The 21,885-nt window shown below is 71.9% G+C and carries 15 protein-coding genes; 6 read left to right on the forward strand and 9 right to left on the reverse strand.

The window, feature by feature from the left end:
- Positions 1–226: 226 nt before the first annotated feature.
- Positions 227–376: a hypothetical protein gene (locus tag WMF43_RS39390; RefSeq protein WP_437672918.1), complete on the forward strand. Its 150-nt coding sequence runs from the start codon at positions 227–229 to the stop codon at positions 374–376.
- Here the strand turns inward: WMF43_RS39390 and WMF43_RS39395 are convergent.
- Entirely contained in the window at positions 360–536 is a 177-nt protein-coding gene (locus tag WMF43_RS39395) for a hypothetical protein (RefSeq protein ID WP_020740062.1), read from the reverse strand. The genes WMF43_RS39390 and WMF43_RS39395 overlap by 17 nt on opposite strands.
- A 200-nt stretch (positions 537–736) precedes the next feature.
- Between WMF43_RS39395 and WMF43_RS39400 the strand changes: the two genes are divergently transcribed.
- Positions 737–1,066, forward strand: a complete 330-nt coding sequence (locus tag WMF43_RS39400; RefSeq protein ID WP_437672920.1) for a PilZ domain-containing protein — start codon at positions 737–739, stop codon at positions 1,064–1,066.
- A gap of 369 nt (positions 1,067–1,435) precedes the next feature.
- On the opposite strand, the gene WMF43_RS39405 is transcribed toward WMF43_RS39400, so the two are convergent.
- Positions 1,436–3,997, reverse strand: coding sequence for a hypothetical protein (locus WMF43_RS39405; protein ID WP_437672922.1), 2,562 nt, complete (start codon positions 3,995–3,997; stop codon positions 1,436–1,438).
- A 416-nt stretch (positions 3,998–4,413) separates the two neighbouring features.
- Entirely contained in the window at positions 4,414–5,034 is a 621-nt protein-coding gene (locus WMF43_RS39410; protein WP_437672924.1) for a 5-formyltetrahydrofolate cyclo-ligase, read from the reverse strand.
- Between the two features lie 357 nt (positions 5,035–5,391).
- On the opposite strand from WMF43_RS39410, the gene mscL reads away from it, so the two are divergent.
- The gene (mscL, locus tag WMF43_RS39415; protein ID WP_437672926.1) at positions 5,392–5,841 is read left to right on the forward strand and encodes a large conductance mechanosensitive channel protein MscL; all 450 of its coding nucleotides are present in this window, start codon (positions 5,392–5,394) and stop codon (positions 5,839–5,841) included.
- Between the two features lie 306 nt (positions 5,842–6,147).
- Entirely contained in the window at positions 6,148–6,414 is a 267-nt protein-coding gene (locus WMF43_RS39420; RefSeq protein ID WP_437672928.1) for a hypothetical protein, read from the forward strand.
- A gap of 270 nt (positions 6,415–6,684) precedes the next feature.
- Here the strand turns inward: WMF43_RS39420 and WMF43_RS39425 are convergent, their stop codons facing one another.
- The 5 genes from WMF43_RS39425 to WMF43_RS39445 all read right to left on the reverse strand — a co-directional run bounded on the left by WMF43_RS39425 (position 6,685) and on the right by WMF43_RS39445 (position 16,114).
- Positions 6,685–7,674: an FG-GAP repeat domain-containing protein gene (locus WMF43_RS39425; RefSeq protein WP_437672929.1), complete on the reverse strand. Its 990-nt coding sequence runs from the start codon at positions 7,672–7,674 to the stop codon at positions 6,685–6,687.
- A gap of 975 nt (positions 7,675–8,649) precedes the next feature.
- A complete protein-coding gene (locus WMF43_RS39430) occupies positions 8,650–9,861 on the reverse strand; it encodes a PEGA domain-containing protein (protein ID WP_437672931.1) in 1,212 nt (403 codons plus the stop codon).
- A gap of 48 nt (positions 9,862–9,909) precedes the next feature.
- A complete protein-coding gene (locus tag WMF43_RS39435) occupies positions 9,910–10,401 on the reverse strand; it encodes a hypothetical protein (protein WP_437672933.1) in 492 nt (163 codons plus the stop codon).
- Entirely contained in the window at positions 10,398–14,078 is a 3,681-nt protein-coding gene (locus tag WMF43_RS39440; RefSeq protein WP_437672935.1) for an nSTAND1 domain-containing NTPase, read from the reverse strand. The genes WMF43_RS39435 and WMF43_RS39440 overlap by 4 nt, the downstream gene beginning before the upstream one ends.
- Before the next feature lie 44 nt (positions 14,079–14,122).
- Positions 14,123–16,114 carry a CHAT domain-containing protein gene (locus WMF43_RS39445; protein ID WP_437672936.1) on the reverse strand — a complete coding sequence of 664 codons (1,992 nt, stop codon included), beginning with the start codon at positions 16,112–16,114 and terminating at the stop codon, positions 14,123–14,125.
- A 261-nt stretch (positions 16,115–16,375) separates the two neighbouring features.
- Here WMF43_RS39445 and WMF43_RS39450 point away from each other — a divergent pair, with 261 nt between their 5' ends.
- A complete protein-coding gene (locus tag WMF43_RS39450; protein WP_437672938.1) occupies positions 16,376–17,854 on the forward strand; it encodes a PEGA domain-containing protein in 1,479 nt (492 codons plus the stop codon).
- A gap of 8 nt (positions 17,855–17,862) precedes the next feature.
- Positions 17,863–20,691: an FG-GAP-like repeat-containing protein gene (locus WMF43_RS39455; protein WP_437672940.1), complete on the forward strand. Its 2,829-nt coding sequence runs from the start codon at positions 17,863–17,865 to the stop codon at positions 20,689–20,691.
- Positions 20,692–20,886: 195 nt separating this feature from the next.
- Here the strand turns inward: WMF43_RS39455 and WMF43_RS39460 are convergent, their stop codons facing one another.
- The gene (locus WMF43_RS39460; protein ID WP_437672942.1) at positions 20,887–21,882 is read right to left on the reverse strand and encodes a phosphotransferase enzyme family protein; all 996 of its coding nucleotides are present in this window, start codon (positions 21,880–21,882) and stop codon (positions 20,887–20,889) included.
- Positions 21,883–21,885: the final 3 nt, after the last annotated feature.

Below are 21,885 nucleotides of genomic sequence, written 5' to 3' on the forward strand. Positions count from 1 at the left end.
CGCTCTTGGCGTCTTGGCGCCTCGCATCCGGGCCCGATTTCCCGCAGAGGCAGGGAGGGCTCCCGAGGGAGGCCGGAGCGGAGGAGGGCCCCGCGGCCGACCATTGCGACGGCGAGCGGCTCGACGCGCACGATCGTTATGCGCCGGCGCGCTCGGAGCGCCTCCACGACGCCATTTCGAGCCCTATTTCCAGGGCGGCGCGCCGTGCGGCCTGCGGATTGACGAGATGGATCCGAAATGGCGGCAGAGCGCCGAGGAGGACGGCTGGTCGGCGCTCGCGCAGGGGATCCGGCGCACGCGCGAGGTGGACGCGCGCTTCGCCGGGCGGCCGGGCGGCGCCGGGGAGGCGGGCGGCGGCGTCAGCGCCTTCCCTTGAATCCCATCATCTGCTGCACCACCGCCTCGCTCTCCTCGGCGATGGCCCCCTCCTGCGCCGCGCGGTCGGCGCAGTCCTCACAGACCTTCTTCTTCTTGGTTCCGACCTTGATCGTCTTGAGCTCGTCGACCTCGCTGTCGCACTCGCGGCACGTGGGCATCTCCGGACCTTCCTTTCGCTGGCCCCATCCTATCGCACGGAGGCCGCCTTGCGCGCGGCGCGCCACGCGGCGGCGGCGGCGCGGCGGCGCGGCGGCGCACGCCGACCCGGGCAGGGGCCGCCCGCCCGATGTTTGGCCCGGGCCGGCGGCGCGGCCTACGCTGCCTGCGCTCGAGGCCGCTCAGGAGGAGAGAGGACTGCATGGATCGAAGGCAAGGCGCGCGCGCTCAGGTCGACTTCCCCGTCTCGGCGCTGCTCGACGGCCACAGGCACCGTTGCCGCGCGATCGACCTCTCTCCGACGGGCATGGTGGTCGAGCGCGCGCCCGCGCTCGCGGGCCGGGCGCTGCCCGCCATCACCCCGTTCGAGCTCGACCTCGGCGGCGGACGCCCGATCCGCCTGCGCGCCCGGCCGATCTGGGACCGCGACAACCTGCTCGCCGTCCGCTTCGTGGTGATGAGCGACGCCGACCGGCTCACCATCGCCGAGCACCTCGACCAGAAAGCCCGGCGCCGCGAGCCGCTCCACTGAGCCCTGCGCGCGACGGCGAGCCGACCGCCCCGTAGCCAGGCCCCCCGGCCGCCGGCGCACTGCGCGCCTGCAAGGCGGCGATCGCAGGACTGCAACGTCCGCACGTCCGCCCCGGACACCTCCGCGGAATTGCACGGGTTCCTGACGTTCGCGCCCTGGCACGCGAGCTGCTTCTTCCTGGAGCAGCGTTGCTGGTGTGGCCTTCCCCCCCCCGGGCCCCGGCGACGCTTTTTCTTTTTGTCGCGCTGAGCCCACGGCGCATGACCCGCCGTGGGCCCAGCGCCGGCGCGCGGCGGGTCGGGCGCCGTGGGCCCAGCGTCAGCGCGCGGCGGGTCGGGCGCCGTGGGCCCAGCGTCAGCGCGCGGCGGGTCAGGCGCGCGGTTCGCGGCGCCGGCGCGCGGCGGAGATGGCCGCCCGCGAGATCGTCGCGGTGGAGCGGCGGAGCTCGTCGAGCGCGTGCTCGGCGGGGCGCCGCTCGGAGCGCGGCTCGGCGGGGGCGACGTGGCGGGCGCCGAGGTACGGCCAGAGGCTCTCGCGGATCGGCTCCGGCAGGACGTTCTCCAGGTACTCGAGCGCGGTCCCGCGCAGGTGCGGGTCGTCGGCGTGCAGCGCCCGGTAGGCGATCTCGAGCGGCTCGCGCTCCAGGCAGAGCGAGAGCACGCGGAACACGTGCTCCAGGCTGCGGCTCGTCCGCTCGATGAGCAGGCGCGTCAGGTGCGGCGCCTCGCCCTCGAGCTCCCCGTTCGGGGGCTGCGCGTCCCACACCTGCCGGTCGGCCGCGATCTCGCGCTTCGCGGACTCGATGACGTCCTCGCGCCGCAGGTGGATCGGCGCGCGCTGCTGGAGCAGGCGCGCGAGCGCGACGCCGCACTGGTAACGCACCTCGAAGCGCTCGTCGGCGAGGCCGAGCATCAGCCCGTCCGCGGCGCGCTGGGTGGGGCAGGCCTGGAGCACGCGCGGGATGCGGCGCCGGACGGCGAGGCTGAGGGACGGGTCGAGCAGCGCGTCGAGCAGCTGGCCGGTCGCGCGCGGGGCGACGCCGCGGAGCGCGCGGAGCGCGTCCGAGAGGAGCCCCTCGCGCTCGAGCAGCGGGATGACGTGGGGGACGAGCGCGGGCGCGAGCTCGCCGGCGAGCGCTCGGCGGACGCGCTCGGCGTCGCCGGAGCGGAGGTCGGCCGTGGCCGCGAGCACCGGGTCGGCCGCGAGCGCCGCGGACGCCGCCCTCGCGGAGAGCGGCCCCTCGGCGAACGCGCGGGCCTCGGCCGACCGCGCGCCGGCGCCGGGCTCGCGGCCGTCGACCGACCGCGGGCCGGCGCCACGGCTGATCGGCCCGGCCCCGCGGCTGATCGGGCCGCCGCCGCGGCTGATCGGGCCGGACGCGCCCGCGTACGACGTGCGGTCGCCGTCGCCGGTCGCGGCGCGCCCCCCCGGCGCGGCCTTGCGGAGCGCGGCGAGCTCGGCGAGCACCTTGTCGCGGCTGAGCGCGTCCACGGTGCCGCTCAGGGTGCGGCGGGTGGTCCGATCGACCACGTTCTGGGGGTCGAGCGAGACGGCGCCGGAGATCAGGCTGCCCTCGAGCGCGGCGACGTAGCCGCGGTGCAGCCGCGGCGTGAAGAGCAGCGTGACCCCGGCGGCGGCGCACCCGAGGCCGAGGAGCAGCGGCAGCGATCCGCCGGGCGAGGCCGCGAGCAGGAGCATCGCGAGGCCGCTGCCCGCCGCGGTGCCGATGCGGTCGAAGCCGACGTCGATGAGCGTCTTGACCGACCGCTTCTGGTCGGGGGAGAGCGGCGTGTAGAGCAGCTCGTAGCCCGACCGGAAGAGGGAGTTCCGGAGCACGGCCTCGGTCGAGCGGACGATGGCGGCGGCCCAGAGCCGCGGCGCGACCACGACGGAGAGCGAGCTCGCGAGCACGGCGGCGGGCAGGATGCCGATGGTGGCGGCGAGCCCGAGCCGGTCGAGCGAGAGGGTCGCGGCGAGCGACTGCACGACGAACGAGAGCAGGCTGACCGCGAGGTGGAAGAGCGCGAAGAACGAGAGCAGCTCGTTGCGGTCGCGCATCGCGGCGGCGGCCTCGGCGCTGAGGGCGACGTCGAAGAGGGCGCCGCTGACGGCGCCGAGGCCGACGAGCAGGGCGAGGTCGCGGAGGTGGCCGCTGTCGCGCAGCGCGGCGAGGCCCATGCCGCCGGCTGCGGCGCTGGTGGAGGCGCCGGCGGCGCTGGTGGAGGCGCCGGCGGCGCTGGCGGAGGCGCCGGCGGCGGCGCTGGCGACGGCGGCGTCGGCGGCGCTGCCGGCGTCCGCGGGGGCCTCGTTGCTGGCCACGTCGCCGGAGGCGCGCGGGAAGCCCACGGCGCCGGGCTCGCGCGAGAGGCTCGCGCCGAGCCGGTGGGTGGCCCAGGCGGTCAGCGCGCTCGTCCCGGCGAGGGCGAGGAGCATGGTCGGGGCGTCCATGAAGCGGCCGGCGCGCCAGGCGAACAGGCCGCCGATCACGCCGCCGAGCGTGCCGCCGCCGGCGATGCGCCCCATGGAGAGGCGCGCGGTGTGGGGGTCGAAGCGCTCGTTGACGAGCGACCAGTAAGCGGAGATGAGGGTCGCGCCGAAGACGGCGACGTGGAGGTAGAAGGCCAGGGCCGCGGCGGCGAGCGAGCGGAGGGCGAGCGCCCACTCCAGGGCGAGCAGCACGGCGCTCACGGCGAAGGTGGCGGGGACGACGCGCGCCGGGGAGAACCGGAGGAGGGCGCGCGAGAGCAGCAGGACGGCGGAGAACGAGAGCACCGCGCCGGCGGCCATGGCCCTCGGGACGCCGGCGGCGCCGAAGCTGGCGAGGAAGAGGGCGTCGCGGGTCGCCCGGCCGGCCACCTGCTGGGCGATCATCGCGCCGGACGCGATCGCCGCGATGAGGGTGGCCCTGTCGCTCGCGGTCTCCTGTTCCACCACTACCTGGTTCCTCGGGGCGGCTCCGCGGGCATCCTGTGCGGGATCGCGGGGGCGCACGTTATCCGCGGAGGGGGCGCGCGCGCTAGCCGGGACGGCGCGGGCGCTAGCCGGGACCGGCGGGCGTGCGATGGGGGCCCGTCGCGTGGGGGCGCTTCTGGTCGGGCGCGGTGGGCTCCCTCGCCGGGGGCGGGCGGTGTTCGCGGCGCCGGTGGACCTGGAAGGCGCGTGGATGGCGAGGGGCTAGTGCCGTGCCTCACAAGGCTGGCCAGGGATCCGGAGAGAATTCAACGCAAAGGCGCAAAGGCGCAAACCAGAATTTTGTGAGTATTTTTGAGTGCTTGCGCCTTTGTGCCCTCGCGTTGGGATCTCTCTTCTCTCGCCGTGATCCCTGCCAAGAAGTCTGACAGGCCGAGCTAGCCGGGGTCGGCGGCGAGCACGCGGGCGTCGGTCACGATGGTCGCGAGCGGGACGTCCTCCTTCGTGGACGGGACCTCGGCGATGAGCTGGAAGTCGAAGGCGACGCCGACCGTGTGCGCCGGGGGGGAGAAGCGGGGCAGCGTGCGGTCGTAGAAACCGGCGCCGTAGCCGATGCGGTGGCCGCGCGGGTCGATCTGGAGCGCCGGCACGACGATGACGTCGAGCTCCGAGGCCTCCTCGTCGGAAGGGGCCGGCTCGCGGAAGCCGAGGCCGCGCTCCTCCATGGCCTCGGGATCGGCGACGAAGCGGAAGGTCATCGCGCGCGACTCGGGGTCGATCGCGGGGTACGCGACGCGGACGCCGCGGGCGCGGAGCAGGGGGTCGAGCTCCCGGAGGTCGACCTCGTTGCGGTCCTCGATCGGGTAGAAGAGCGCCACCCGGCGGGCCGAGGCGACGGCCGGGAGCTCGGCGAGGGCGCGCTGGATGCGGCGCGAGCGCTCGAGGATGGCGTCGCGGGGGAAGGAGTTGCGGAGCGCGCGGGCGCGCTTGCGCAGCTCGCCCTTCGCGCGGTGGCGCAGGGCGGCCTCGACGTCGGGGTCCATGGCGCGGTCATCCATATCCGGTGCGCATCCTACGAGAGCCGCCCCGGACTGGGGGAACCGTCGCGGTGAGATTCGGCACGCGTGATGCTTTCTGCCTCAGGTGTGGCGATCTTGACCGAGGCAGAGCAGTCGGGCGGGCATGGAAATGCGCAAGTCGACGCGGGCCTGACAGGCGAGCGGGCTGGTGATTGGTGGACGGGTAACGCCCGCAGGATGGCCGAACGGGCAGGCTCAGCGGCACTCTTCGTGCTTCGGGCGCGGAATTTTCGGCCATGGCCAGGTCGCCACGAGGCGAGAGCGGTACGAGGCAATGACGGGTCCCCCGGGGGCGCGCGCCCGGGGTGAGAAGCCCTCGGAAATCGGAGAAGAGGCATGTTCTGGGAGGATTTCAAGAAGTTCGCGATCCGCGGCAACGTCGTCGACATGGCGGTCGGCGTCGTCATCGGCGCGGCGTTCGGCAATATCGTGAAGGCGATCGTCGATCATCTGATCATGCCGCCGATAGGGCTGCTGACCGGAGGCATCGACTTCAGCCGGCATTACATCATGCTCAAGCATCCGAGCGGGCCGGGGCCCTACGCGAGCCCCGAGGAGATGGTGAAGGCCGGGGCGGTGCTCGTCCAGTACGGCGTCGTCATCAACAACCTGGTGAGCTTCATCATCGTCGCGTTCTGCGTGTTCATGATCATCCGCCTCATGGGGAAGCTCCACCGGACGCACGAGGAGGCGGCGACCACGAAGGATTGCCCCGAGTGCGCGATGAGCATCCCGATCAAGGCCGTGCGCTGCGGGCACTGCACGACGGAGCTGAAGACGGCGTAGGGCGCGCAGGGAGACGCGGCGCAGGAAGAACGCGGCGCACGCAGACGCGGCGCACGCAGACGCGGCGCACGGAGACGCGGCGCACGGCGTCGCCACAGGCGTGCCATGCAGAGCGCCGTGAGCGCCCGCTCCACAGCACGATTCCAGCGCCTCGTGCCCGATCGCCAGATTCCGACATCGAATTCAGCTTACTCAGCTGTGGTTACCTCCGTTGTCGTGCTCCGTTCCGATGACCATCCAGAGCTCGCCCTCTCGACCGCCCGAGCGGCGCGGAGGCGGGCGACCACGCCATTCACGGAGGTGACCTTGCGCAATCTCACGATAGGGGACCTGAAGCTCGCCCTGCGCGACCTGCTCGACGAGAGGGCCGACGAGCTGGCGGCGGCCGCCGCCGCGCAGCAGGCGTTCGTCCCGAAGCTCGACGTGCTCCGCGCGCCGTATGCGGACGAGGCGTCGGCGGCGCTCGACAACCGGCCCGAGTTGGCGCGGCTCAAGGCGGAGCTGAAGGCCGTGGCCACGCCCAGCACCAGCCAATGTCCTGACATGCCCACCGCCAGTCGCCAGGCGGATTGAGCCTGAAGGACCTCGTAAAATGTCGTGTCTCACGACCGGAGAGGTGCCGCGTCCGGGGTGGCGCCGGCGGCCTAACAGGGCTGGAAGAAGTCGGGGCTGTAACGCTGTGCATTTCCCGTTGATTTCTTCTGCCCGTCGGTCTGAGCTCGATCGTCGGATGGCCATGCAGGACCAGGGAGGGCTCTGCCGGGACGCGCCGGTGCCGGGCCTAGACAGGCAGCGCGCGACGAGCCGGGCGCCCGGTGGGCCAGACGAGAAGGCGTGGCAGCGCTATGGGATGCAGAAGTTTGGTAGCACGCTCACGGTGTCGCTATCAGCGTTCGCGACGGCAAGGTCGGGTTGACCGTCGCCGTTCAGGTCCGCAGCCGCAATCGAGCTGGGTCCATTCCCGGTCGGGTAGTCTAGCTTGGTGGCAAAGGTGCCATTGCCGTTGTTGAGCAGCACGCTCACGCTGTCGCCCCAGACGTTCACGATGGCAAGGTCGGGCTGGCCGTCGCCATTCAGGTCCGCAGCCGCAATCGGGTCGGGGGCATCGCCCGTTGCGTAGCCAACCTCGGGGGCGAAGGTGCCGTCGCCGTTGTTGAGCAACACACTCACGCTGTCGCTCTGACCGTTCGTGACGGCGAGGTCGAGCTTGCGGTCGCCGTTCAGGTCCACGGCCGCAATCGAGTAGGGGCCGTTACCCGTTGGGTAGTCGACCTTAAGTGCGAAGGTACCGTCGCCGTTGTTGAGCATCACGCTCACGGTGGCGCTGACGTGGTTCGTAACGGCGAGATCGGCCTGGCCGTCGCGGTTCAGGTCCGCGGCCGCAATCGAGTAGGGCCTGTCGCCCGTAGGGTAGTCGACCTTGGAGGCGAAGGTGCCGTCGCCGTCGTTGAGCAGCACGCTCACGGTGGCGCTGTAGGAGTTCGCGACGGCGAGGTCGGTCTTGCCGTCGCCGTTCAGGTCCGCGGCCGCAACCGACTGGGGACCATCACCCATTGGGTAATCGAGCTTGGAGGCGAAGGTGCCGTCGCCGTTGTTGAGTAGTACGCTCACGGTGTCGCTACCAATGTTCGCAACGGCGAGGTCGGGCTTGCCATCGCCGTTCAAGTCCGCGGCCGCAACCGAGATGGGGCTATCGCCCGTCGGGTAGTCGGCCTTGGGTGCGAAGGTGCCGTAGCCGTTGCTGAGCATCACGCTCACGCTGTCGTCCCCATGATTTGAGACGGCGAGGTCTGGCGTGCCATCGCCGTTCAGGTCCGCGGCCACAAGCGACATGGGACCATCACCCATAGGAAAGACGCGCGCGCCGGTGAACCCGGGCCTTCCACAGACGCAGGCACCGTTACCGCAGTGCTCTCCCGCCACACAGACCACCGGGTCGCCGGTCTTGCATGCAGCGGTATTTGGATCACAACCGATGCAGGGGTCGCAGGCAGAACCTTTATTCTGCCAGCTCCCGCTCATGTCGCAGTACTGCGGGACGTTTCCCGAGCACCGCAAGTCCCCCGGAGTGCAGGTCCGAACGCAGTCGCCGCCCGAGCAATGAAACCCATGAATCACATCGCACGGTTCACGCGTGCTCGCCCATTGCCCGTTCTCGTCACACGCCTGCGGCGTGAGTCCCTGGCACCGCTTGCCCCCGGGGGCGCACGCACCCGTGCACTCGCCGGCGACGCAGGTCTGACCATCGCACGGGGGCTCTGACGCGTCCTGCCATCGCCCCGCCGCGCAGCTCTGGGGCTGCTGGCCGCTGCACTGCTTGGCGCCATCGACGCACACGGGGCCGCACTCGCCAGCCCTGCACGTCTGAGGAGCACACGGGCCCTCCGACACCTCCCACCATTGTCCCCACAAGCAGAGCTGGGGCCAGTCACCGAAGCACCGCCCGGCTCCCTCGTCACACATGGCCGACTTGAACCCGTCGATCCCCAGCACACTGTTGCACGCCCACAGGACAAAGCTGACGAGGATCGCCCCTACCGTCCGGGCGCCGCTCGCGATCCCCCCTTCTTTCGACTGGCGCATCAGAATCTTCCTCTCACCTCGAAGCCCCCGAGCCCCACACCCGCGCTCACGCTCGGGCCGGCGCGCCGTTCATCGCTCCCGGGCCGCGTGAGCAGCAGGGCCGCTGCCGCCCCGAGCCCCACCCCCAGGCCAACCGTGGCTGCCGTTCCGAAGGCCGCCGCGGCGCGCTGGGTCCCTGCCTCGGTGGAAGGGCACAGCTTGAGCGGACAGCGGGCGTTGAGTTCATTAACCTTGTCGAGTGCCAGCCCTCCGGCCACGGCAAACACCCCGAGCCCCGCCCCCCCCCACGCCGTAGACCAGCCCGAGGGCGATCTTCCTGTCCCTCGCGGCGCGCGCCTCCGCCTCGAGGTCCGGCTGCCGCTCCAGTGCCACTGACAGCTCCCGCTGCTTGCGCCGCTCGATCTGCACGGTCTGCTTCGCAGGGAAGAACCCGCCCGCCCTCACCTCGATCACATGGTCCCCCAGCGGTAGCCGCCCCTCCCACGGCGCTTTGCCCACTTCCCTTGAATCGATCTTCACCGTCGCCCCCGCCGGCGTAGACTCGATCCGCAGCGACGCATCTTGCTCCTCCGCCCCCAGCACCATCCGGGTCTCCTCGTACAGCTTCACCGACACCACGTCGACGCCCGAGGCCACCTTGGCCCCCTCCTCCGCCGCCGCCGCGGGCGCCTCGCACGCGGCCAGCGCCGCCACCCCCATGAACCCGTGCAACCGCACCTTGTGCTCGCCGAGGTCCACCAGCCCTTGCCAGGGCGTCACGCCGACGTCTTTCCCGTCCAGTTCCACGCGAAGCACCCAGTTGTGCTTCTCGTTCACCACGAGCCGCCCCTTCCTTGACGCCGCCACGAGCTCCGCGACGTTCTCCCTTCCGGCGCTCACCTCCACGGTCGCCGCGAGCGGCGCGAACCCTTCTTTCTCCACGCGGACAGCCCGCCTGCCCGCGCTCACCCGCAGCGGCTTTTCCAGCGGAAGCTTGCCGCGCAAGCGATCGTCGACGAACAGCGACGCGCCGGCCGGCGCGTCTCCCGCCACCGTCAGCGTCCCGACCAGGCCCGAGAGCTCCGCCATGTCCGCCGCCACCATCGCGTCTATCTTCGCGGGCAGCTTCGGGTACTCGCGGCGCATCTCCTCGTACTGCTCCAGCGCGTCGTCGTACTGGCCGAGCTGCTTGAGGCACGAGGCGATATAACCCATGGTGTTCCGGTTCTTCTTGAGCCAGAGCGACCTGCGAAACGCCTCCAGCGCCTCGCGGTACTCCCGCATGTCGAATCGCGCGACGCCCTCGTCGAAGTGCGCCCGAGCCTCGGCCTCCTCTCCGGAGACAGCCGCCTGCGATGCCTTGGTCCATCGCGCAGGCGGCGCCGCCCTCGCGCCGGAGTCGAGCAGCATCAGCGCGACGACCCAGCCAACCAGCGTTCTCGCATGAAATGGACGCACAACCCCTGCCCTCCTCCCGATCATCCCGCCGTCACGACACCCGTGACATCATCCGTCGTCGAAGCCGCCGAAGCGCGCCGGTCTCTTCGGCGCCTTCCGGGCCGGTCTCGGCGGCAGGGCCTCGTTCAGGTCAATCACCGGCGGGGAAGGCTGGTTCTCCTGAATCAGCACCGGCCTCTCCGGCGCCTTGGCCCCCTTCCACACGCGCACCCAGCGCTGGTCGCCGACCTTGCCGGCGAGATCGACCGCCCCGTCCCGGCGATAGGCCGTCTGGCCGTCCACCTCCACGAGGGCGTCACCCGGCAGCACGAGGAGGGGCACCCGGCGCTCGGCCGGCCCGAGGACGGCCATCCCGGTGCGAGCCGCCGCCCTGGGCACCGCGACCTCGGCCGCGCTCGACACCGCCGGCACACCGCCGTCGCCGTCCGGCGCGCCGCCGTCGGCGCCCGACTGCGGCCGTTCGCAAGCGACGAGGCACATCGCCGCCGCCGCGACGATCGCGCCCCCGCGACGCACGCGCCCCCTGCTCCTGACGCTCATGGCCCCTCCTGCCCCCTCTTTACGACCGGTGTCCTCGAATGCTCGCGCTCGCACGCCGCATACCGCTCCGACGCTCTGTCCGGCGCCTCGCCGAGATGGAGCCCCCGCAAGCTCGCGGGAAGGCAATCCACATTGCTCGACAGGAGGCCCCGCCGGAGCTCGTCGGCGTCGATCGTGAAGGTGCGGGTCGTGTTGTCGGCCGCGACCGTGAAGAGCCGCTTCCCGCCGTCGAGGAAGACCATCGCGAGGATCGCCGCCTGCGTGTCGAGCAGGACGGGCTCGCTCATCCCGGGGCGCTCCCACGCCTCGCGGCTCCACAGGAGGACGCCGCCCTGCCGCAACGCGACGGCGATCCGATCGCCGCCAGGGCTCCAGATCGCCTGGAGGACGGCGACGCCGCGATCGAGGGACGCCATGACCGCGCCGCTCCGCGCGTCCCAGACCTGGACGGTGCCGTCCTCGGAGCCGGTGGCGATCCACGCCCCGTCGGGGCTCCACGCCGCGCTGTACACGGCGCCCCCGTGCCCCTTGAACGCCACGAGCTCCTGGGCCGCCGAGGCCAGCCAGACGCGCGCCGTGTGATCCATGGACGTGGTGACGATGCGCTGCGCGTCCGGGCTCCACGCGGCCGAGGTGAGGCCGTCGGTGTGCCCGGACAGCACCCGCGCGCCCCCCCACGCGCCGTTCACGGAGATGATGCGCGCGGTCCGGTCGTCCGATACCGTGACGAGGAGCGTCCCACCCGGGCTCCACGCGGCGGCGCGCACGGCAGCCGTATGGCCCAGGATCGACACGAGATCTCCCGTGCCGTCCACGCGGACGATGCGCGTCACCCCGTCAAAGCCAGCCGCGGCGACGCGCGCGCCGTCGGGGCTCAACGCCGCGCCGGCGATCCACGCGCCCTGCTGCGCGAGCACGACGCGCTCGCCGGTGCCGTCCGCGCGCCACACGCGCACGGCGCGGTCGTCGTATGCGGAAGCCACGAGCTCGGCGCCGGGGCCGACGAACGCAGAATGGTAGAACGCGGGGCGCTCGCGCGGCAGCGACTCGAGCATCGCCGGGCGCCAGATCCGCACCGTGCTGTCCCGCGAAGGGACCCCGACCAGCGGCGCCGCGGCCGTGAGCACGCGCGCTCCATCCGGGCTCCACGCGGCCGACAACACCGGGGCGTCGTGCCCGGCGAGGACGAGGTCCTTGCCTCCCTCCGACGGCCAGAGGCGCGCGGTGTGATCGAGCGAGGCCGTGGCGACGTACCTGCCGTCCGGCGGCCGGAAGGCCACGAAGGTGACGGCGCGGCCGTGCCCCGCGAGGACGACCGGCTCTCCGGCGCCGTCGGCTCTCCAGATCCGCGCCGTCTTGTCGGCCGACGCGGTGGCGACGCGCGCGCCGTCGCGGCTCCACGCGGCGAAGAGGACGTTGCCCTGATGGCCCTCAAGAACCACCGGTTTTCCCTTGCCCGAAGCATCGAAGATCCGGGCTGTGCCGTCGCTGCACGCGGTCAGGACGCGGGTCCCATCCGGGCTCGGTACGGCGAAGAGGACGCCTGCCTCCGACCCTCTCAAGATCACCGGCTTCCCGATACCGTCGGCCGCCCAGACACGCGCTGTCCCGTCGTCCGAAGCGGTGAGCACGCGCGCCCCGTCATCGAAGAAAACGGCCGCGTTCAGCGGTCCCGTGTGGCCCGTCAGCTCCACCACGCCGCCGCCATCGACGCCGTGGATGCGGGCAACGTGGTCGGCCGAGGCGGTCACGACGCGGCCTCCGTCGCGGCTCCACGCAGCGCGGCGCACAGGCCCGCCCCCAGCATTGAGCACCGCGATCAGGTTGCCGCCGGCGCCCCAGAGGCGCGCTGTCCCGTCCTCCGAGGCGGTGAGCACGCGCTTGTCGTCGGGGCTGAAGGCAACGGCGTTGATCCGCCCCTCGTGCCCGGAGAACACGACGGGATCGCCCGTTCCGTCGGCCTTCCAGAGCCTCGCCGTCCCGTCGTCGGACGCGGACAGGACCCGCTGACCATCGTGGCTCCACACGGCCGCGCGCAGCGGCTGCTCGTGGCCGCGGAGCGTGACGAAGAGCGCATTCTGGCGGAGCGCGTCGCTCGCCAGCGCGACCCAGCCGCGCGCGGCCTCGGGCCGCTGCACCTCCGGCAAGAGCTTGATGCCCCACGCGATCTGGCCGCTGTTCTTGAGCTCGCGAAAGCCCGCGAGCAGGCGCGCGTCGGAGGCCTCGATCTCCTTGTCCTTGGCGTTCGCCTCGGCCGCCCGGGCGTCCCTCTCCGCACCCTGGGCGTACGCCCGCTGGCGAAAGGCATAGAGGACCAGCATCACGGCGCCCGCCGCCACCACGACCGCCACGAGCGCCAGGGTCGCGAAGAAGCGCCGCTGCGCCCGCGCCCTCGCGAGCCGCCTCTCCGCCTCGCTGCGCTCGCGCGCGAGCTCCCTCTCCTGCTCTTCCTCGCGGCGGCGCTGCGCTTCCTCGCGGCGGCGCTGCTCCTCCTCGAGCTCGCGCTGCTGCCGCGCCTCGGAGACCCGGCGCGCCAGCCAGTCGTGGCCGATCTCGAAGTAACGGCTGCCCTGGTGCTCCTCGGCGTGGAGGATGGCGGCGCCCTCGAGCGCCTTGAGGATCGGCCCGAGCTCCTCGGCCGGCAAGAGCCGGAGCAGCTCCTTCTCGGTGCGCAGCGTGCGGCTGCCGTCCGCCGTGACGAGGTGATCCTCCAGGAGGCGCCGCGCCGCCGCGCTGAGCGCGCCGAGCTCGTCGAGCGTCGCCTCCAGGTAACGGCGCAGGATCGGCTCGGCCTCGACGGCCTCCTGCGCCGCCGCGTCGCCGCCCTGCGCCCGCTGCTGGAACAGCGCCCGGCAGACGATCTGCGCGTAGGCGGCCTGCGCCTCGGCGTCGTCCGACTCGGCCTGGCCGGGCATACGCACCTGGAGCATGAGCGCGCGCATCGGCTCGAGCTCCCAGGTCTGCGGCGGCTGCCCGCCGGCAGCGGCCTTGCAAACCGCCTCGGAGAGCTCGGCCACGCTGAGCGGACCGACGCGGAAGCCGTGGCTCAACAGCCGGCGATGCTCGCGCAGCCGATCGCGGAAGCGACCCAGGTAATCCTCGCGGAGCAAGAGCACCACGCGCAGGCTGCGGAGCGGCGTGTCCACGAGGCGATTCAGCGCGGCGAAGAACGCCTCCACCTCGGTCGTGCTCCGGCTCGGATAAAGCAGCTGCTCGATCTGGTCGAGGTACAAGAGCACGATCCGGGGCGACTTGCGCGCGGCGCGCTGCGCGGCCGACAGCAACGCCTCCTCGGCCGACAGCTCGGGGGGCCGCTCGCCGAACGAGAGAGCGGCGTAGACCGCGTCCGCGAGCCATCGCGTGGGCTCCTTGTCCTCGGGCCAGGCGTCGACCCGCACGACGCGGAGCCGCTGCGCGTCGACGAGCGCCGGGATCACCGACGCTTGCATGAGCGACGACTTGCCCGCTCCAGATGGCCCGTAGACGGTCACGCAGCGATTGGCGAGGACGCTCGCTTCAAGGCGGTACGAGAGCTCTTCGCGGCCGTGGAAGCGATCCCGATCGGCGGCGCGGTACGGCTGCGGGCCGGGGAACGGGTTCGCCGAAGGGACGATGCCGGTGCGCTCCGCCGCGTCCGCGGCCGAGAGCCCGCCCATGGAGGGCGGGGGTTGGCTCATGGGCGGTTCGTCCGCCGGCGCGCCTCCCGGCGGCGTGCTCCCGCTCATGACCCCTCGTCGGGGACGAACGCGTCGAGCTGCGGTACGAGCTCCGGGTCCTCGATGACCGAGGCGATGCGCCCGCCGCCCGGGAGCCCGCAGCCGGTCTCCCAGATCTCAGGCTCGCCGCGGTCGGCGTCCGGCGTCAAGATCGCCAGGCTGTCATTCGGCGCCTGCCGTTGATCGTAGAGCCAGCGCAGCAGCATGCGGTGGCGAAAGTCCAGCGCCGAGAGCCCGACGAAGAGGCCCGGCTGGACGCGCGGCCGCGCGAGCAGCTCCTCCATCCACACCGGAGGGTCGACCCCGAGGGCCCCGAGCAGACCGTGGATGTGATCGTCCTCGGTGAGCACGGGGTGGGAGAAGATGGGGCGGGGCCCGGCCGAATATCCGCCGTAGAGGCGCAGGATCATGAGATCGCTGTCGAGATCGAACCGCCTCGGAAGGACGGGCTCCATCTTCCACGCGGCGGCCCCGGCGGCGCGCTTCACTACGAGCGGCTTGCCGCCCGTGCCCAGCAGCGAAGGCTGGATGGCGAACACGTTCCGCTGCGGGTGCGCCTCGGCGATCGCGCGCTCCAGGTGCGGCCGCCAGAGGAGCGTGATGTGGACGCCGGGAGCGATGAGGCGCGCGAGCGCCCGGGCGAGCGGCGGGACCGGCTCCTCGAGGGAGGTCATGAGCGCTTGCTGGAAGAGCACGTGCAAGCTCTCCTGCCCGAACCTGAGCGCGCACCGCTGCGTGAGCGCGCTCAGCGAGAGGGCCTCGGGCGCGGTATCGCCGCTCTCCTTCATGAACGAGAGGAGCTCGGCCTTCAGCGCGGCGCGGTCCTCCTCGACATCGCCGAGCACCATCGTGAACGGCCTCTCGAGCAGGCTTTGCAGCGCGGGCGAGAGGCCCCGCGAGCTCCGCCGCGCGCGCTGGCGGGAGACGCGTCGCTCGCCGAAGTCGAAGATGGCCGAGCCCGTGCCGCGCAGGAAGAGAATCGGAGAGAACGCCTCGGCGCTCTGCGCGAGCAGCGTCCTGCGCGCCGCCGCCACGCTCGCGCCGATGTCGCCGAGGCCTCGCTCCGCGCCCGTGAGGGACCGGTAGATCTCGGACGAGCAGAGGCGCGCCGCGTCCGCCTTCACGGGCCAGAGGTGGGCCACCACCGCGTCCGCGCCGGCGGTCGCCAAGATCTCGGCGGCGCTGCCGAACGCGCCGGCCTTCGCGCCCTCGCAGGCCTCCAGGACCACGAGGCGCAGCTCCTCGCTGAACCTCGCGGAGAGCTCGCGTCCGAGCGCCTCCGCGGTGATCCACACCTCCTCGCCGTCCTCGTCGTCGGCCACGCGCAGGACGGGCCTCCCGGAGAGATCCACCCCGCCGTGGCCGAGCCAGTGCAGCACGTGAGGGGTCTTTCCGCGCCGCAGCCGGTCGAAGAGGGCCTGAGCGCTGATGTGCGGGCCGGCGATCGGATCCAGCCACTCCACCTCACCGGCCTCGATGGATGGCGAGAGGGCCTCTTTCAGCACGACGAGGCTCCGCTCATCCCTGCCCGGCGCGATCGCCAGCACGCGGACGGCGCCCAGGACATCCCGCGGCTCCCACGGGTCCGGCGATGTCACCCCGCGCGCCAGGAGAATCTTGGGGTCGGTCCCCAGGAACCCTTCCGTCGTGCCCGGACGGCAAAGGGCCTCCCAGGGGATCCCCACGAGCGCGCGGTCGCGCAGGAAGAGCCGCACGAGGACCGGGCTGTCCTTCGACGCCTCACGGAGCCTCGCCAGCACGTCCCGGAGATCGTCCTTGAGCAGCTCGCCGTGGAGCGCCTGGGCGTCCTTCACGACGGCAGGATCGAGCGCCCGGCCGCTCCGGACGGCCCTCCCCACCTTGCTGGCGAAGCCGTGCAGCGCATCCATGCCCAGCTCGGGCGAAAGCGCGTGCGCCGGGGGGCGCTCTCCGCGGCTCCCTCGCGCGCTCACGCGCACGCCCTGCCCGCCCGCGTCCACCTCGATCTCGAGCCACATACGTTTACTCAGGTTCAGATGTGCGCATAGTCGCAAAGCATCGTACCCGGGGCGGCCGTGGTCATGTCAAGCGAATCGCGGGCGCAACGCGACCGCGCGAGGCCACGGCGCCGCGTGCCCCCGAGCGGCCACGCCGGCCAGATGATTGCATCGCGCATCGAGAGGCCCAACCGGACGGACACTTCAGCGAATTTACCGCTCGTTTGGCGCGCACCGGGCCGCCTCGTCGGCTGGGCCGATCCTGGGAGAAAAGGAACGATCATGCGTCGCCTTCCTGCAAGAGCCATGGCGGGCTGGATCCTCGCGCTGGGGCTCCTCGGTGCAGAGGCGGATGCGGATCCGCCGGACATTGCGGCCCAGGTCGACGTATCCGGCGACGAGGCCGCCGCCCGAGCCCACTTCGACAGGGGCGTGGCGCACTTCGACCGGCAGGAGTATCGCGAGGCGATCGAGGAATTCCGCAAGTCGCTCGAGCACAAGAAAACCCGCAATGCGATGGGCTTCGTGGCCTCGTGCCTCAAGCAGCTCGGCCAGTACGACGACGCGCTGGAGCACTACGAAGCGATGCGCCGCGCGTACCCGAGGCTTCCTCCCAGAACGGAGGCCACGGTGGCGGCGGACATGGCGGAGCTCGCGGGTCTCGTGGGGACGCTGGTGTTGACGGGCGACGTGCCGGCGGGGGCGTCGCTGTTCATCGACGATCGGCTCCGGGGCAGGCTGCCGCTGGACAGGCCGCTCCGCCTGAGCGCGGGCAGCCGGGCGGTCCGCGTGGAGAAGGAGGGGTTCGCGCCGATCACGAGGACGGTGGAGGTCCAGGCTGGAAGAGAGAACGTGGCCGAGCTCGTGGCGAGGTCGCGGAAGGGGCGGCTCCGGGTGAGCGAGCGGCACAACTGGCCGCTGGAGATCGAGATCGACGGAAAGGCCACGGGCGCCGTGACGCCGTGGGAGGGGCTCCTCGATCCCGGCGAGCACACGGTGAGGCTGCGCGGGTTCCTCGACGTGGAGGCGCTGCTCTCGTGTGATGTGCCCGGGGTGAAGCCTGGAGAGAAGCGTGAGGCGGCGCGACGAGGCGCGAGGATGGAGTCGGGGGTCGAGAGGGTGGGTGTGCGGCTGTACGAAGTGACCGAGGTGGCGCTCGGGGCGGAGGACCAGGACGCGTCATTGAAGGTCGAATCCGCGCCCAGGAGAGCGCGGCTGTGGATCGACGGCAAGGAGGCGGGACAGACGCCGTGGGAGGGGCGCCTCCCGCTGGGGGAGCACACGATCGAGGTCCGGGCGGAGCGGTATCTCGGGGCAAGACAGGACGTGAAGCTCGAGCGGCGCAAGCAGCGGGAGGTGACGGTGGCGCTGGACAGGGTGCCACGGGAGCCGGGGTTCTGGACGCCGGAGTTCTGGACTGCGAGGAAGGTGGGGGCGACGGCCGCGTACGGGGCGGGCGTGCTGGGGCTCGGGGTGTTCGCGGTGAGCGGCGCGCTGGCCTTGAACACGAGCGCCGACCTGAAAGAGGCGTGCCCGCGCAACCTGTGTCCGCGCGAGAGGGCTGGGCAGAAGGAGCGAGCGCATGCGCTCGGGATCACGGCGCTCGGCGGGCTGATCGTGGGAGGGGCCGGCGCCGTCGCGGGGACGGTCGTGCTGGTCGCGGTGCGGCCGAGAGGAGCGGAGCAGCGAGGGAGATCGGCAGGGACGGCGTGGAAGGTGGGCATCGGGCCTGGCCGACTTTCGGTGGAGGGGGGCTTCTGATGGGCGCGGTGAAGAGCAGGATCGCGAGGGTCTTCGTGGCACTGGTGGTGCTCTTGATCGGGGCCGGTTGTGTGTCGAGCTGCGACGGGGTGCTGGGGATCGACGAGCTCGAGATCGCGTGCTCGCCCGACGACGTGAAGTGCGATGGCAAGACACCCCTGATTTGTAATGCCAGCGGTGTATGGGAGAACCAGCCGGCGTGCGGAGAGGGGTGCCAGAACGGCAGGTGTACCTGTACATCCAGCGAGACGTGCATCTGTACATCGAGCGAGGACGGGTGCTCGAACAACCAGACCTGCGTGAGGGGCCTGTGTGTGGGTGTTTGCGGCCCCGGGGACAAGGGGTGCAGAGGCCAGCAACCACAACGCTGCGGCGCGTCGGGGAGCTGGCGGGACGAAGGTCCCGCGTGCATGGACCGGACGTGCAAGGACGGCGAGTGCGTCGGCGAGTGCGCGCCCGGGAAGCGGTGCAAGGGTCTGACGCCCGAGACGTGCAACGACGAAGGGCAGTGGGCGGCGGGGGAGCCGTGCGACCCGGACTCCGGGTTTCATTGCTCGGGCGGCAAATGCGTGCAAACCTGTACGCCAGGGGATTTCCAGTGCTCCGGAAACATCCCGCAGGGCTGCGACGAGAGCGGGAGCTGGCAGAACAACGGTCCTGACTGCGATCCCTGTATCGGTTGTGATCCGACCACCGCTGCGTGCAAGACCAGTAGCCCCGTGGTCTGTGGGTTGGGAGAGAGCTGCGGCAACGGGACCTGCATCTGTCGAAAACCCAGGTTCACGGGCGTGCCGTTCTTTCCTGTGGGGAGCGGTCCCGATTCGGTGGTGGCCGCGGACCTGAACGGCGACGGCAAGCCCGACCTCGCCGTCGCGAACTACTACAGCGCCAGCGTGAGCGTGCTGCTCAACAACGGCGACGGCGCCTTCGCCCCCGAGGTCGACTACCCCACGAGCGCTGACCCAGAGGCGGTCGCGACCGCGGACCTGAACGGCGACGGCAAGCCCGACCTCGCCGTCGCGAACGGTGGTAGCGGCACCGTGAGCGTGCTGCTCAACCACGGCGACGGCACCTTCGCCCCCAAGGTCGATTATTCAACGGGCCATCATCCCAGCTCGGTTGCGGCCGCGGACGTGAACGGCGACGGCAAGCCCGACCTCGCCGTCGCGAACGGTGGCAGCGACGCCGTGAGCGTGCTGCTCAACCTCGGCGACGGCACCTTCGCCCCCAAGGTCAACTACCTCACGAGCGCTGCCCCCGAGTCGGTCGCGGCCGATGACCTGAACGGTGACGGCAAGCCCGATCTCGCCGTCGCGAGCGCGTTCATCAACACCGTGAGCGTGCTGCTCAACAACGGCGACGGCACCTTCGCCTCCAAGGTCAACTATCCAGCGGGCCATCGTCCCAGCTCGGTGGCGGCCGCAGACATGGACGGCGACGGCAAGCTCGACCTCGCCGTTGCGAGCGGCGGTAGCGACACCGTGAGCGTGCTGCTCAACAACGGCGACGGCACCTTCGCCCCTGAGGTCTGCTATCCAGCGGGCGAAGGTCCCAGCTCGGTCGCGGCCGCGGACATCAACGGCGACGGCAAGCCCGACCTCGCCGTCGTGAACCGCGGAGACCGCAGCGTGAGCGTGCTGCTCAACGACGGCGACGGCACCTTCGGCCCTGAGGTCGACTATCCGACGGGCGAAAGCCCCAGCTCGGTCGCGGCCGCGGACATCGACGGCGACGGCAAGCCCGACCTCGCCGTCGCGAACCGCGGAGACCGCAGCGTGAGCGTGCTCCTCAACAACAGCGACGGCACCTTCGGCCCTGAGGTCGACTATCCGACGGGCGAAAACCCCAGGTCGGTCGCGGCCGCGGACATCGACGGCGACGGCAAGCCCGACCTCGCCGTCGCGAACGAGTTCAGCGCCAGCGTGAGCGTGCTGCTCAACAACAGCGACGGCACCTTCGGCCCTGAGGTCGGCTATCCGATGGGCGGAAGTCCCAGCTCGGTCGCGGCCGCGGACGTCAACGGCGACGGCAGGCCCGACCTTGCCGTCGCGAAGGCTTTTCGCGGCACCGTGAGCGTGCTGCTCAACACCGGCGACGGCACGTTCGGCCCTGAGGTCGACTATCCAACGGGTTATGGTCCCAGCTCGGTTGCGACCGCGGACATCGACGGCGACGGCAAGCCCGACCTCGCCGTCGCGAACGCTCTCGGCGCCAGCGTGAGCGTGCTGCTCAACCACGGCGACGGCACCTTCGCCTCCAAGGTCGACTACCCGACGGGCGAGATCCCCAGCTCAGCTGCGGCCGTGGACATGAACGGCGATGGCAAGCCCGACCTCGCCGTCGCGAACGCCTCCAGCGACACCGTGAGCGTGCTGCTCAACCACGGCGGCGGCACCTTCGCCTCCAAGGTCGACTATCCAACGGGCGACCACCCCAGCTCCGTTGCGGCCGCGGACATGAACGGCGACGGCAGGCCCGACCTCGCCGTCGCGAACGATGGTAGCGCGACCGTGAGCGTGCTGCTCAACAACAGCGACGGCACCTTCGGCCATAAGGTCGACTATCCAACGGGCGAAAGCCCTCACTCGGTTGCGGCCGCGGACATGAACGGCGACGGCAGGCCCGACCTCGCCGTCGCAAACGCGCTGAGCGCCAGCGTGAGCGTGCTGCTCAACGACGGCGACGGCATCTTCGCCCCCCAGCTCGACTACCCGACGGGCGAAAGCCCCCACTCGGTTGCGGCCGCGGACATGAACGGCGACGGCAAGCCCGACCTCGCCGTCGCGAACGCTCTGAGCGACACCGTGAGCGTGCTCCCCAACATCTGCATTCCGTAGCGCCGCCACGCCTCGAGCGCGCTCTTTTCATGCCCATGCGACGCCAGGCTCGCCGCGCGTTGATCATACCGAGGGATCCCCGGGGTCAGGCTCCTGCCCGATGTCCTGACGTGCCCGCCGCCTGCTCGGCCAGGCCCCTGCCCATATCCCGACATGCTGGCCCGACGCAGCGCCGCTCCCGCGCAGCGTCGCCCGTCACCCCCCCGCGAGCAGCCGCGCGATCTCCCCCCGCTGCCGCCGCGCCGAGCGCGCCAGCGCGAGCTGCCCCGCCGCCCGGTGCAGGTTATGCGCAACCCGCGTCGGGAACCGCGCCGGATCCCAGCCGAAGTACCGGTCCTCAAAGGCGTCCCGGCAGAACCGCGCCGCGAGCTCCAGCGCGATCCGCTCGACGGCGTCCGCGAGCGCCTCCCGCTCCTCCGCGCCGAACGGCCGCACCTCGCGGTAGCCGGCGACCGCGGCGGCGAACACCTCCAGATCGAAGCGCGCCTCGGTCGCGTCCTCCCCGACCGGGTTGCACCACGACCGCCACGCGTCGCCGAGCTCCACGTCGATCGACTGCAGCGCCAGCGTGTCGAGATCGAGCAGGCAGATCCCCTCCTCCGCCTCGGAGAAGCGCAGGTTCGAGATCTTGAGGTCGCCATGGCAATGCCGCAGCGGCAGGTCGAGCCGCCCTTGCCAGGTGCGCCACGCGTCGAGGATCGCGTCGGCGAGCCGCCTCCCCTCCCCTCCTCCGGTGGCCGCGCCGTCCAGCCTCTCCATGTGCAGCGCCGTGTCGTGCGCGCCGACGCGGACGTGGCGGTACGTGTGCTCGAGGTCGTCCACCGCCCGGTGGAACCGCGCGACCAGCGCCCCCGCCGCGCGCGCGAGCGCGGGGGAGTCGACCCGGTGGTGCGTGCGGCCGGGGACGAAGTCCATCACCCGCCACACCGCGCCCGCGCCATCCCGCGCGCAGAGGGCGCCGTCCTCGGCGCGCAGCAGGCGCGGCGTCAGCAGGCCGCGGCCGGCCAGGTGGGCGGTCACCGCCTCGATGTCGTCGTGGACCTCGGGCGCGAAGATCGGGCTCACCCGCTGCACCACGAACCGCGGCGGCTCGCCGGCCACGCCGGCCACCCACGTTCCGTTGATCAGCCCCTCGTCATCGCAGCGGCGAACGCTGAGCCCACGCAACGGCGCCCACACATCCGGGATCATCGG

The organism is Sorangium sp. So ce131 (genome assembly GCF_051519095.1).
GTDB lineage: Bacteria > Myxococcota_A > Polyangia > Polyangiales > Polyangiaceae > Sorangium.